This is a genomic window from Rhodococcus maanshanensis NBRC 100610 (assembly GCF_001894865.1).
In the GTDB taxonomy this organism is placed as follows: domain Bacteria; phylum Actinomycetota; class Actinomycetes; order Mycobacteriales; family Mycobacteriaceae; genus Rhodococcus_G; species Rhodococcus_G maanshanensis.
On sequence record NZ_BCXA01000058.1, the window covers coordinates 12493 to 24959 of the forward strand.

12 protein-coding genes are annotated in these 12467 nt (G+C 68.0%); 4 read left to right on the forward strand and 8 right to left on the reverse strand.

Features of this window, described 5'->3' with window-relative positions:
- Nucleotides 1–19: 19 nt before the first annotated feature.
- Nucleotides 20–1237, reverse strand: coding sequence for an MFS transporter (locus tag RM1_RS23675; protein ID WP_072754079.1), 1218 nt, complete (start codon nucleotides 1235–1237; stop codon nucleotides 20–22).
- A 156-nt stretch (nucleotides 1238–1393) separates the two neighbouring features.
- On the opposite strand from RM1_RS23675, the gene RM1_RS23680 reads away from it, so the two are divergent.
- Entirely contained in the window at nucleotides 1394–1900 is a 507-nt protein-coding gene (locus RM1_RS23680; RefSeq protein ID WP_072754080.1) for a MarR family winged helix-turn-helix transcriptional regulator, read from the forward strand.
- A gap of 203 nt (nucleotides 1901–2103) precedes the next feature.
- Nucleotides 2104–4107, forward strand: coding sequence for a neutral/alkaline ceramidase (locus RM1_RS23685; protein ID WP_072754081.1), 2004 nt, complete (start codon nucleotides 2104–2106; stop codon nucleotides 4105–4107).
- 70 nt (nucleotides 4108–4177) lie between these two features.
- Here the strand turns inward: RM1_RS23685 and RM1_RS23690 are convergent, their stop codons facing one another.
- The 5 genes from RM1_RS23690 to hsaA form a co-directional block, all read right to left on the reverse strand.
- Complete coding sequence (locus tag RM1_RS23690; RefSeq protein ID WP_143069519.1) at nucleotides 4178–5032, reverse strand: hypothetical protein; 855 nt, start codon at nucleotides 5030–5032, stop codon at nucleotides 4178–4180.
- Nucleotides 5033–5175: 143 nt separating this feature from the next.
- The gene (gene hsaB, locus RM1_RS23695; RefSeq protein ID WP_027502855.1) at nucleotides 5176–5757 is read right to left on the reverse strand and encodes a 3-hydroxy-9,10-secoandrosta-1,3,5(10)-triene-9,17-dione monooxygenase reductase subunit; all 582 of its coding nucleotides are present in this window, start codon (nucleotides 5755–5757) and stop codon (nucleotides 5176–5178) included.
- The gene (hsaC, locus tag RM1_RS23700; RefSeq protein WP_072754083.1) at nucleotides 5757–6656 is read right to left on the reverse strand and encodes an iron-dependent extradiol dioxygenase HsaC; all 900 of its coding nucleotides are present in this window, start codon (nucleotides 6654–6656) and stop codon (nucleotides 5757–5759) included. The genes hsaB and hsaC overlap by 1 nt, the downstream gene beginning before the upstream one ends.
- Nucleotides 6656–7537, reverse strand: a complete 882-nt coding sequence (gene hsaD, locus RM1_RS23705; protein WP_072754084.1) for a 4,5:9,10-diseco-3-hydroxy-5,9,17-trioxoandrosta-1(10),2-diene-4-oate hydrolase — start codon at nucleotides 7535–7537, stop codon at nucleotides 6656–6658. Before hsaD ends, hsaC begins: the two co-directional genes overlap by 1 nt.
- An 8-nt stretch (nucleotides 7538–7545) precedes the next feature.
- Nucleotides 7546–8721, reverse strand: coding sequence for a 3-hydroxy-9,10-secoandrosta-1,3,5(10)-triene-9,17-dione monooxygenase oxygenase subunit (gene hsaA / locus RM1_RS23710; protein WP_072754085.1), 1176 nt, complete (start codon nucleotides 8719–8721; stop codon nucleotides 7546–7548).
- A 200-nt stretch (nucleotides 8722–8921) separates the two neighbouring features.
- Here hsaA and RM1_RS23715 point away from each other — a divergent pair, with 200 nt between their 5' ends.
- Together RM1_RS23715 and RM1_RS23720 are read left to right on the forward strand one after the other, a co-directional pair.
- A complete protein-coding gene (locus tag RM1_RS23715) occupies nucleotides 8922–10103 on the forward strand; it encodes a 3-ketosteroid-9-alpha-monooxygenase, oxygenase component (RefSeq protein WP_072754086.1) in 1182 nt (393 codons plus the stop codon).
- A gap of 1 nt (nucleotide 10104) precedes the next feature.
- Nucleotides 10105–10437 carry a hypothetical protein gene (locus RM1_RS23720; RefSeq protein WP_072754087.1) on the forward strand — a complete coding sequence of 111 codons (333 nt, stop codon included), beginning with the start codon at nucleotides 10105–10107 and terminating at the stop codon, nucleotides 10435–10437.
- A 67-nt stretch (nucleotides 10438–10504) separates the two neighbouring features.
- Here RM1_RS23720 and dmpG read toward each other — a convergent pair whose 3' ends face one another.
- Nucleotides 10505–11557 carry a 4-hydroxy-2-oxovalerate aldolase gene (gene dmpG, locus RM1_RS23725; protein WP_072754088.1) on the reverse strand — a complete coding sequence of 351 codons (1053 nt, stop codon included), beginning with the start codon at nucleotides 11555–11557 and terminating at the stop codon, nucleotides 10505–10507.
- A gap of 5 nt (nucleotides 11558–11562) precedes the next feature.
- Nucleotides 11563–12465, reverse strand: coding sequence for an acetaldehyde dehydrogenase (acetylating) (locus tag RM1_RS23730; protein WP_072754089.1), 903 nt, complete (start codon nucleotides 12463–12465; stop codon nucleotides 11563–11565).
- Nucleotides 12466–12467: the final 2 nt, after the last annotated feature.

Below are 12467 nucleotides of genomic sequence, written 5' to 3' on the forward strand. Positions count from 1 at the left end.
CGGCACATACGGACGTCGGTCAGCCCAGGACGATCAGGGCCGCGATCGCCGGACCGAAGGCCCCACCCAGCTGGTAGCAGAGATTGAACAGGCCGATCGTGGTGGGGCGCTGGGACTCCGGCGCTGCCGCGGTGGCATAGACCGCCAGCGTGGCCTGACCGGCGGTGGTGGCAAAGACCGCCAGGGTTGCCGCCACCAGGAGCAGCGGCGCCCACGGGGTCAGGGCCGCGGTGAGCGGAGCAAGCACCGCGACGGCGATCAGCACGGCGAGGACCCGCGAACGGCCGATCCACACCGCGGCGGCGGCCAGCACGAGTGACAGCGCGGAGCCGGTCAGCAGGGCCACGAGTTGCCCGGCACCGATTGCGGCCGTTGACCATTCGGTCCGATCCCGCAGCAACTGCGGGATCGTGAACAGCAGCGTGAAGTACGACGTCGCGACTGCGCACGCGAGCAGGGTCGAGCCGACGAACACCGGGCTGCGCAGCAGCGCGGCGGGCACGAAGCCGTCTGGGCGCCTGCGGATATGGGCCGCGAGCACGACCCCCATCACGATCGCGGCGACAACCGCGGGGGCCGGGTAGCGGGGCACGAGGACGAGGGCGGACACCGCGGACACGAGAAGGGCGGCGCCCCGGCCATCGAACGGCGCCGTTGCGGCGGGGACGGCGTCCTGGCTGCGCCGGATCACCACCGGGACAACAAGCAGCGCGACGAGCGAGATCGCGAGCGCCGCACGCCAGGATGCCGCCTCCGCGATCAGCGAGCCGACCAGCGGACCCATCGCCCCGAGGATTCCGAAGCCCGCGGTGATCGCCCCCATCCGGCGTGCCGTGCCCGCGAGGGTCATCGCCACGGTCGCCAGCCCCGCACCACCGACTGCCTGGGCCGCGCGGCCCGCCATCGCCAGCGGCAGCCAGGGCGCGACCGCGACGAGCGCGGTGCCGGCCACGATCAGGGCGCCACCCACCCCGAGCGTCAGGCGCGGTCCGCGGCGGCGGAGCAGGGTGGCCATCAGCGGGGTGCCGACCGCCATCGCCCAGGCGAAGACGGTGACGAGCCAGGTCACCGTCGCCGTCGAGACCCCGAACGAGTCGGCCATCTCCGGAAGGATGAGGACCGGACTGTTGGCGCTCAGTGCGATCGGACTCGCCAGCAGCGCAAGCCAGAGCGCTGAGATCTGGTGCGGCCCAGCGGTACGGGACTCGTCGGGCAGTACGCGGGTGAGCTGTGTCATGACCGGCTCCTGATTCGAGGGCGGGCGTTTCCTGGCGGCCGCTGCGACATCGCGGCGATATCGCTCAATCTTGATTCTCTTAACGTTGAGATAAAAGCAGACAGCTCTCTTTGCGTCAAGTATCTTGATGTTGAGATAGTTTCTGGAGGGAGCGACATGAGCGACGCGGTGGACGCGATCCTCGAACAGTGGGCGACCGAGCGCCCCGACCTGGTCGACGACTTCTGGCCGGTCCAACTGCTCGCGCGAGCCCAGCGACTGACGCGCCTGGTGGACAAGTCGGCCAAGGCCACCGCCGCTCAGCACGGCCTCGAGGCAGGCGAGTTCGACGTCCTCGTCACCCTGCAGCGATCGGGCCCGCCGTACGCGCTCACGGCAGGCGCCTTCATCAAGGCCTCGATGGTGACCTCCGGCGCGATCACCAACCGCACCGACCGGATGGAGGCAAAGGGACTGGTCGAACGCGTACGGGACGGCGACGACCGGCGCACCGTCAAGATCCGACTCACCGAGCGCGGACAGGAACTGGGGCGCGCGGTGATCGTCGACCACTTCGCGAACTACGCACGACTGCTGGCCGACGTCGATCGGGAGGTCGTCGACGAGACCGCCGACGGGCTCCGGCGTGTCCTCGAGGCGCTCGGCGACACCTCCATCGAATGATCCGAATCGGCCCTCGCGACACCGAGACCGACCCCACCTGACAGCCGGGGAAGCCAACTCCGCGAAAGCCCTTGCCAACGGGGCCGCGGTGGTGTGAGCTGTCGCCTGGACACTTGACCAACACGGTGCCCGATTCCCCCGAAAGGATCTCAGTGGTCACGATCAGTCGACGGACTGTGCTCGCGGGTGCCGCGGCAAGCCCCATGCTCGCCGCCATCGGCGCGGGCACCGCCCCCGCCGCCACCCCATCCCCCGCCGGCCTGCGCCGCTCGCCGCAGGGCGCCGGACTCCGTGTCGGCGTCGGCATCTCGGACGTGACCGGCCCGGTGGCCGAGAACGGGATGATGGGCTACTCGAGTTTCGAGCAGAAGTCCCAGGGCCTGCACCAGCGCACCCGGGCCCGCGCGTACGTGTTCGCCGACGCGGCCGACGCGCGCGTGGTCTACGTCTGCGTCGACACCTGCATGGTCTTCCAGTCCGTGCACGACGCCGTCCTCCGGCGCCTGCACGATGCCTTCGGCGGCACGTACACCGAGCGCAACGTGATGCTGACCGCCGTGCACTCGCACGCGGCCTGCGGCGGCGCGTCGCACGACTACGCGTACAACCTGGCGATCATGGGATTCCAGCAACAGGTCTTCGACTCGGAGGTCAACGGCATCGTCGAGGCGATCACCGCCGCGCACAAGACGCTCTCCCCCGGCTCCATCGCCTACGGCCGCAGCGAGCTCACCGACGCCAGCGTCAACCGGTCGCGTGTCGCCTTCGACCGGAACCCGCAGCGCGACAAGGACTACTACCCGCTCGGCATCGACACGTCGATGCGAACCCTGCGGATCACCCAGGGCGGCAAGGACGTCGGCGCCATCAACTGGTTCGCCACCCATTGCGCCTCGCTGACCAACGAGAACTACCTCATCTCGGGCGACAACAAGGGCGCCGCGGCGTACTTCTGGGAGCACGACATCAAGGGTGTCCGCTACCTGGACGGCAGCCCGGAGTTCGTTGCGGCCTTCCCGCAGACCAACTCCGGTGACATGTCACCCAACCTGCACCTCGAGCCCGGCAAGGGCCCGACCGATGACGAGTTCGAGAACACCCGGATCATCGGCGAGCGTCAGGTCGCGGCCGCCCGCAAGGCCTATGCCGACGCCGACCCGATGTCATCGACCACCATCGACAGCCGGGTGATGTACCTCGACATGGCCAACCAGGTCGTCGACGGGCGCTTCACCCCCGACGGCCAGCAGCGCCGCACCGCGCCCGCCTGCGTCGGCGCCGCGATGAGCGCGGGCAGCACCGAGGACGGCCCCGCGATCCCACTCTTCCCCGAGGGCGCCCGTAACCCGATGGTCGATGCGCTCGGCGGGATGAACGCCCCGGTCCCGAACTGGCTGGCCGACGCCCAGGCACCCAAGCTCGTCCTGGTCGCCGTCGGTCTGCTCCCACCGGACGGCTGGGTGCCCCACGTACTGAAGATCCAGATCATCCGGATCGGCGACCTCTACGTGGTCGGCGGACCCGCCGAGTTCACGATCGTCTCCGGCCTCCGGATCCGCCGCACCGTGGCCGAGGAACTCGGCGTGCCGCTCGAGAACGTGATCTTCCAGGGGTACGCGAACTCCTACTCGAGCTACTGCACGACGCCGGAGGAGTACGAGGCCCAGCAGTACGAGGGCGGCTCGACCCTGTTCGGCCGCAACACCCTGCCTGCCTACCAGCAGGGCTACGCGCAGCTCGCGGTCGCGCTGCGCACCGGAGGCGAGGTCCCGCGCGGACCGGCGCCCCGCGACATGTCGGGGTTCCAGCCGAACTTCGTCGCGGGCGTCACCTTCGACGAACCCACGCCCGGACGCGCGTTCGGCGACGTCCTGGTCCAGCCGAAACCGCGGGCCGCGGCAGGCGAGCAGGTCGTCGTCGAGTTCGTCACCGGCCACCCGAAGAACAATCTCCGCCACGGCGCGACCTTCCTGGAGGTGCAGCGCCAGGAAGGCGGGCGCTGGATCCGGCATGCCGACGACGGCGACTGGTCCACCAAGTACCGCTGGCGCCGTGAGGGTTCGAACGCCTCGGTCGCCCGGATCACCTGGGACGTACCGAAGGGCACCCCCTCGGGCCGCTACCGCATCCAGCACTTCGGCGACCAGAAGGCCCGCGACGGCAAGATCTCCGAGTTCACCGGCACCTCCGCGGAGTTCACCGTCTGACACGCTCTCGCCCGCCTCGAAGCCGAGGCGGGCGAGAGCGTCTGCGGGTCCGACACGAGACCCTGCGCGATCAGCCCGCGGGGATGACGAAGGTGTCGTTGACGAAGCGCTCCGCGCGACCGGAGAAGGCGACGCCGTTCGCGCTGTCCCCGCCGAGAATCCGGTGCACCGCGGTGCCCTCCGGAGCAGTCACGGTCCCCACGCCCGCCGCGGGGCGGTCGATCGTCATGTTCGCGTTCGTGGTGACCACGTAGCGGCCCTGCGCATCCCGCGTCCACAACTTGTACACGACTCCCGGGTTCGGTACCCGCACGTCGTCGGGAAGCAGTGACGGCGTCAACTGTGCCGTGGCCGCGGTCGGCGCGAGTTCACCGCCTGCCGTCGCCGAGGCGATCCGGCCGAGCTGATCGGGCGCGCCGAGGTCGAGGGTGATGCCTACGAGCTCACTGCGATAGCCGAGCCCCGACTTGAACTCGGACAGCAACTCGTTCGTGTCCAACTGCGAGATCATGTAGATGTTCTCGGCGACGGCCTCACCCAGGCGCGGCGACGCGATCGGCCGCGGCGGCTCGACCGACAGCGCGGCTTCGGACAGGTGGAACCGGCCGATCTCGGTTCCGTTCACGTCCGCACCCGCGCAGGTCGAGGTCTCGACCAGCATCGTGGGCATCGCGGCGAGGGCGAATCCGGCCGGGAGCACCGCCCGTGCCCTCTCGGCCTGCCCCTGGTCGAGCGGGATCGTGACACCCAGGTTGGCACATGACCGTGCCTCCACGACCCCGACGTGCGTCGCACCCGGTGCGGCCGGATCGGCACCGGCGGGTGCGACGAGGATCACGGGAAGGGCGAGCGCACCCATCGCACCCAACGCCAACGCCTGTCGTCGTCCACGGGACACGTGCACCGCGTTCCGCCTCTCTGTCATGAGAACCCTGCGGCCAGGTGTCCTCGGTGGTTGCCGTCGCCGAACGCCTCGAGGTCGTCCCGCCACTTCGCCTGCTGGATGGCTGTGGACGACTGAAGGGCACCTCCCCTCAGAGGTGCCCTTCAGTCGTTTTCAGTTGTGCCCTACAGCCAGGTGTCCTCGGTGGTCGCGGTGAGGAACGCCTCGAGGTCGTCGCGCCAGGGCGCGGGGACCGTCTTGTCGGGCTCGATACCGGTGTACTGCCCACGGTAGAACAGCAGTGGACGCTCGGTCTTGATCTCACTCATCGAGTGCACCCGGCCGAACACCACGAAGTGGTCACCACCGTCGTGCACGGTCTCCACCGTGCAGTCGATGTGTGCCAGCGATTTGTCGATGATCGGAGAACCGAGAGGCGATGCCTCCCATCCGATCCCGGCGAACTTGTCCGGTTCCCGAGAACCGAACCGGGCGCACACCGACTGCTGCTCCTCCGCGAGCACGTTGACGCAGAACTTGCCACTGCGCTCGATCGCCGCCCAGGACCGCGACGCCTTGGTCGGGCAGAACAGCACCAGCGGCGGATCCAGCGACAGCGCCGCGAACGACTGGCACGCGAAGCCGACCGGCTCGCCGTCGTCGACCGTGGTGATGATCGTGACGCCGGTGCAGAACTGACCGAGCACGGTACGGAACTGACGCGGATCGATCTCCGCGCCAGTCGTCGACTCCTGAGGCGCCGTCACTACTTCATTCCCACCGTGAAATCGTGACCCCACAGGCTCACCGCGGTGCTCTCCCGAGCAATCCAGCTTTCATCCTCGACTTCGAGCCCCTCGCAACCGAATTCGATGTCAAAGCCGCCCGGCGTCTTCATGTAGAACGAGAGCATCAGGTCGTTGACGTGCCTGCCGAGGCTGGCCGACATCTTCACCTTCTTGCGCTGCGCGCGATCCAGGCAGAGTCCGACGTCGTCGGAGTTCTCCACCTCGACCATCAGGTGCACGATGCCGGTCGGGTTCGGCAGCGGCAGGAACGCCAGGCTGTGGTGGCGCGGGTTGCAGCCGAGGAACCGGAGCCAGGCCGGATCGCCGTCTGCGGGCCGCCCGACCATCTGCGGAGGCAGACGCATCGAGTCGCGCAGCTTGAACCCGAGCACGTCACGGTAGAACCGCAGCGAGGCCTCGTCGTCGTCCGTGGTGAGCACGACGTGTCCGAGACCCTGCTCGCCGGTGACGAACTTGTGCCCGTACGGGCTCACGATCCGGCGGTGCTCGAGAGCCGCGCCGTGGAAGGCCTCGAGCGTGTTGCCCGAGGTGTCCTCGAAGACGATCAGCTCGGCGACCCGACGGTCCGCGATCTGGTCGGCGGTGCCCTCCTTGAATGGCACGCCCGCCTCGGCCAGGCTGTCCCGGATCTCCTGCAGCTCGGCCGCATTGGCCGTTTCCCAGCCGGAGACCATGAGGCGGTCACGCTCACCCGGCACGATCACCAGGCGGGCCGGGAAGTCGTCCATGCGGAGGTAGAGGGCGTCGGGATTGGTGCCCTTGCCCTCGATCATGCCGAGGACCTTCAGTCCGTACTCGCGCCAGGCCGCCATGTCGGTGGCCTCGATGCGCATGTACGCGAGCGAACGAATACCCATCAGTTACCTCCGTCGAGAAGGAAATCACTTGCCAGACGGTTGAACTCGTCGAACTTCTCGAGCTGCGCCCAGTGGCCGCAGCCACCGAACACGTGCAGCTGCACGCGCGGGATCATCTTCGTCGCCACCAGGGCACCGTCGATGGGGTTCACCCGATCCTCGCGGCCCCAGATCAGCAACACGCGCTGGCGCAGCTTGTGCGCGTCGCGCCAGAGCATGCCCTTCTCGAAGTCGGCGCTGGCGAAGGACTTGCCCATCGCCTTCGCGGCCGCGAGCGACTCCGGGGTGCTCGCCGCGGCGAACCGCTCCTCGACCAGCTCGGGGGTGATGAGCGACTGGTCGAACACCATGATCCGAAGGAAGGCCTCGAGGTTTTCCTTCGTCGGCTGGAAGCTGAACTTGCCGAGGTTCTTGACGCCCTCGGTCGGGTCCGGCGCGAACAGGTTGACGCTCAGCCCGCCGGGGCCCATCAGCACCAGCCGGCCAGCGCGGTCCGGGAAGTCGAGCGCGAAGCGCACGGCCGCGCCGCCGCCGAGCGAGTTGCCCAGCAGGTGCACCCGCTCGGTGATCTCGAGGGTGTCGAGCAGGTCCTTGAGCGCGGACGAGCTGTGCACGAAGTACTGCGGGTGCTCGGTCGGCTTGTCCGAGAGCCCGTAGCCGGGCTGGTCCACCGCGAGCACGTGGAACTTCTCGGCCAGCACGGGGATGTTCTTGGAGAAGTTCGACCAGGAGGAGGCGCCGGGTCCGCCGCCGTGCAGCAGCACGATCGTGGGGCCGTTGCCGACGCCTGCCTCGTGGTAGTGCAGCTTGAGGTCCGGACGGACCTGGGCGAACTTCGAGGTCGACTCGTAGGTGATCTCGGTCTGTTCTGTCGTAGTCACGGTGCCCCCTAGACCATCGTGTCCGTGAGCGGCAGGCCGAACTCGGCGCCACCGAACATCACGTAGGCGCGCTCGGCGTCGTTGGCGGCGTGCACCCGTCCGGCGTGCGCGTCGCGCCAGAAGCGCTGGATCGGGGTGCCGTTCGCGAGAGCCGTCGCACCGGAGTTCTCGAAGAGCAGGTCGATCGACGCGATCGCGCGGCCGGTGGCACGCACCTGGTCGCGGCGGGCCCGCAGGCGCAGCTCGATCGGCACCTCCTCGCCGGCCAGCAGCAGCGCGTACTCGTCGGCGACGTTGCCGGAGAGCTGACGCCAGGCGGCATCGATGTCGCTGGAGGCCGCCGCGATCCGGACCTTGGCGAACGGGTCGTCCTTGGCCTTCTCACCGGCGTACGCGGCGCGCACCCGCTTGCCCTGGTGCTCGACGTGGGCGTCGTAGGCGCCGTAGGCCATGCCGACGATCGGGGTGGAGATGGTGGTGGGGTGGATGGTGCCCCACGGCATCTTGTAGACCGGCGCGGTGTTCTGCGTGAGGCCGGGAGCGGTGAGATCGCTCATCGCCTTGAAGCTGAGGAAGCGGTGCCGCGGCACGAACACGTCCTTGACGACGATGGTGTTGCTGCCGGTGCCACGCAGTCCGACCACGTTCCACACGTCGTCGATCTCGTAGTCCTCGCGCGGGATCAGGAAGCTGCCGAAGTCGACCGGGCGGCCGTCCTTGATCACCGGCCCGCCGACGACGACCCAGCTGGCGTGGTCACAGCCCGAGGACCAGGCCCAGGCGCCGTTGACCTTGTAACCGCCGTCCACGACCTCGCCCGCACCCATCGGCGCGTACGACGAGGAGATCCGCACGTCGGTGTCCTGGCCCCACACGTCCTCCTGCGCCTGCTGGTCGAACAGCGCGAGGTGCCAGTTGTGGACGCCGATGATGCCGGAGACCCAGCCGGTGGATCCACACGCGCTCGCGATGTTGCGGACGGCGGTGTAGAAGGTGACGGGATCGGCCTCGAGGCCACCCCACTGTGCGGGCTGGAGGAGGCGGAAGAAGCCGGCCTCCTGGAGCGCCTTGATCGAGTCGTCGGGAATGCGCCGCAGATCCTCGGTCTCCTGTGCGCGCTCGCGCAGGGTCGGCAGAAGCTCGTTCAGCTTCTCGATCACCGCGCGGCTGTCGTGCTCACCCACTGGTCACTCCCTCATGTGTCGTGCGTCTCGGTGCTTCACTTTCACCTGAGACTAGAACACGTTCCCATTCGTGTCGAGCAGAATGGGTTCCACTGGGACGAAAGTCCCTGACTGCGACTACTAGCGCGAATATCTGGCAAAACTGGCACAAGTTCTATAACGTGTTCTAGTACAAGAACGAAGGGATGTGAGGGGCAGAGATGACGCAGACAAGCGGCGCATCCGGCAAGGGCATTCGCGAGATCGACGTCGGTGCCAACCCGACGCGATTCGCCCGCGGGTGGCATTGCATCGGCCTGGAGAGCGAGTTCCTGGACGGCAAGCCGCACGCGGTCGAGGCGTTCGGCACCAAGCTCGTCGTCTTTGCCGACAGCCAGAACAAGCTGCAGGTGCTCGACGCGTATTGCCGGCACATGGGCGGCGACCTGAGCCAGGGCAGCATCAAGGGCGATTCCGTCGCCTGCCCGTTCCACGACTGGCGCTGGGGCGGTAACGGCAAGTGCACGGGCATCCCCTACGCCCGCCGCGTCCCGCCGTTGGCGCGCACCCGCAAGTGGATCACGCTGCAGGAGAACAAGCAGCTGTTCATCTGGAACGACCCGGAGGGCAACCCGCCGCCGGAGGACGTGACGATCCCGCGCCTGCCCGAGGTGTTCACCGACGAGTGGACCGACTGGCGCTGGAACCGGATCCTCGTCGAGGGCTCGAACTGCCGCGAGATCGTCGACAACGTGGTGGACATGGCGCACTTCTTCTACGTCCACTTCGGGTTCCCGAAGTACTTCAAGAACGTCTTCGAGGGCCACGTCGCCACCCAGTACCTGCAGAACCACGGCCGACCGGACGTGCAGAGCATGGGCACCCAGTACGGCGAGTCCGTGCTGGACTCGGAGGCGTCGTACTTCGGCCCGTCGTACATGATCAACTGGCTGCACAACGACTACAGCGGGTACAAGGCAGAGAGCATCCTGATCAACTGCCACTACCCGGTCACGCAGGACTCGTTCGTGCTGATGTACGGCGTGAGCGTGCAGAAGCCCAAGGGCCTGGACGAAGCCACCACGGAGAAGATCTCGCGCAAGTTCACCGAGGGCGTGACGATGGGCTTCGAGCAGGACGTCGCGATCTGGAAGAGCAAGAGCAAGATCGACAACCCGCTGCTCTGCGAGGAGGACGGCCCCGTCTACCAGCTGCGCCGCTGGTACGAGCAGTTCTATGTCGATGTCGCCGACGTCGAGGAAAAGATGACGCAGCGCTTCGAGTTCGAGATCGACACCACCAAGGCCGTAGAGGCCTGGCAGCGTGAGGTCGACGAGAACCTGGCCCGTCAGGCCGAGGAGAAGGCGGCGGCGCAGGCCGCCGACAACAAGACGGGAGTGTGAGATGACCTCGACCTGGGCCAAGGCCCCTGACTTCGCCGACAGCCCGGCCCGGGTCGAGGCCGTCCGCGCACAGACCGCCGTCGACCTGCAGACGTACCTCGAGGACGGCCTGCAGGAGGTGGAGTGCCGCGCCTGCGGCACCTGCGTCCTCGTTCGAAAGAACAGCTTCAAGCACACCAGCATCCAGTGGCAGGCCGACCCGGCGCAGGTGTGCCCGGAATTCACCAGCTCCGGTGGGCGAACCGGGTCTCAGCAGACCTGTCCACGACTGCTGAACAGCATCAACCACGCCGTCATGGAGGGCATCCTCGAGGTGCGCGACACCGACGCGTAGCGAACACCCGAATACGAGAAGGGGCGCGCATCCATCCATCCGGATGCGCGCCCCTTCTCGTATCTGTCTAGCGGGCTGCGGCTTCCCGCTGCAGCTCGAGGGCGATGTCGATCAGCTGGTCTTCCTGACCGCCGACCAGCTTCCGCTTGCCCGCGCGCACCAGCAGCTCGGCGGCGGAGACGTCGTACCGCTCGGCCTGACGCTCCGCGTGCTTGAGGAAGCTGGAGTAGACCCCCGCGTAACCCATCATCAGGGCCTGCCGGTCGAGCAGGCACTCGGCGGGCATCGTCGGGCGCACCACGTCCTCCGCGGCGTCGGCGATCGCGAAGAAGTCGATGCCCGTCTTGACGCCGATCTTGTCGCAGACACCGACGAACGCCTCGACCGGCGCGTTGCCCGCGCCCGCACCGAAGCGGCGGGTGCTGCCATCGATCTGCTTGGCGCCCGCGCGCACCGCGGCGATCGAGTTCGCCACGCCGAGACCGAGGTTCTCGTGGCCGTGGAAACCGACCTGGGCGTCGTTGCCGAGCTCGGACACCAGCGCCTCGATGCGCTCGGACACCTGCTCCAGCACGAGCGCGCCCGCGGAGTCGACCACGTACACGCACTGGCAGCCGGCATCGGCCATGATCCGGGCCTGCTGCGCGAGCTTCTCCGGGCTCGTCGAGTGCGCCATCATCAGGAAGCCGACGGTCTCGAGACCACGCTCGCGGGCCAATCCGAAGTGCTGAATCGAGACGTCGGCCTCGGTGCAGTGCGTGGCGATGCGGCAGATCGAGGCCCCGTTGCCCTGGGCCTCGATGATGTCCTCCTTGATGCCGAGGCCGGGCAGCATCAGGAAGGCGATCTTCGCCTGCTGCGCCGTGTCCACCGCGATCTTGATCAGTTCCTGCTCGGGGGTCTTGGAGAAGCCGTAGTTGAACGAGGACCCGCCGAGTCCGTCTCCGTGGGTGACCTCGATGACCGGCACACCGGACGCATCGAGTGCGCCGACGATCGCCCGCACCTCGTCCCCGGTGAACTGGTGCCGCTTGTGGTGCGAGCCGTCGCGCAGCGAGGTGTCGGTGACCCGGACGTCCCACGCCGGATCGAAATGAACTGTGCCGTCAATGAGTGCCATTGTGCTCACGCCTTCACGGTGAGGAGCTTCTGGGCGATCTCCTCGCCCACCTTGGTTGCCGCCGCCGTCATGATGTCGAGGTTGCCCGCGTACGGCGGCAGGAAGTCCCCCGCACCCTCGACCTCGACGAAGGTCGTGACGGTCGCATGGCCGCCCGACACCACGCTCGGCTCGTTGAACTGGGGCTCGTTGAGCAGACGGTATCCGGGCACGTACTCCTGGATGTCCGCCACCACACGGTGGATGGAGTCGGTGATCGCCGCCCGGTCCGCGTCCTCGGGGATGGCACAGAAGATGGTGTCGCGCATGATCATCGGCGGATCGGCCGGGTTCAGGATGATGATCGCCTTGCCCTTGCGGGCGCCGCCGATGACCTCGATGCCGCGGCTGGTGGTCTTGGTGAACTCGTCGATGTTGGCGCGGGTGCCCGGTCCGGCGGAGACCGACGCCACGGACGCGACGATCTCGGCGTAGGGCACGTCGACCACGCGGGAGACCGCGTACACGATCGGGATGGTCGCCTGGCCGCCGCAGGTGATCATGTTGACGTTCGGTGCGTCGAGGTGCTCGCGCAGGTTGGCGGGCGGAACGACCGCGGGGCCGATGGCCGCGGGGGTGAGATCGACCGCGCGGATACCCGCCGCCGCGTACCGCGGCGCGGCGTCGCGGTGCACGTAGGCCGAGGTCGCCTCGAACACCAGATCCGGTTTCTCGGGCTGGTCCAGGAGCCAGTCGACCCCCTCCGCGGAGGTCGCGAGACCCATCTTGCGGGCCCGCGCCAGACCCTCGCTCTCGGGATCGATGCCGATCATCCAGCGCGGTTCGAGCCACTCGGAGCGCTGCAGTTTGTAGAGCAGATCGGTGCTGATGTTTCCCGACCCGACGATCGCCACGCTTGCCTTGGTCATGG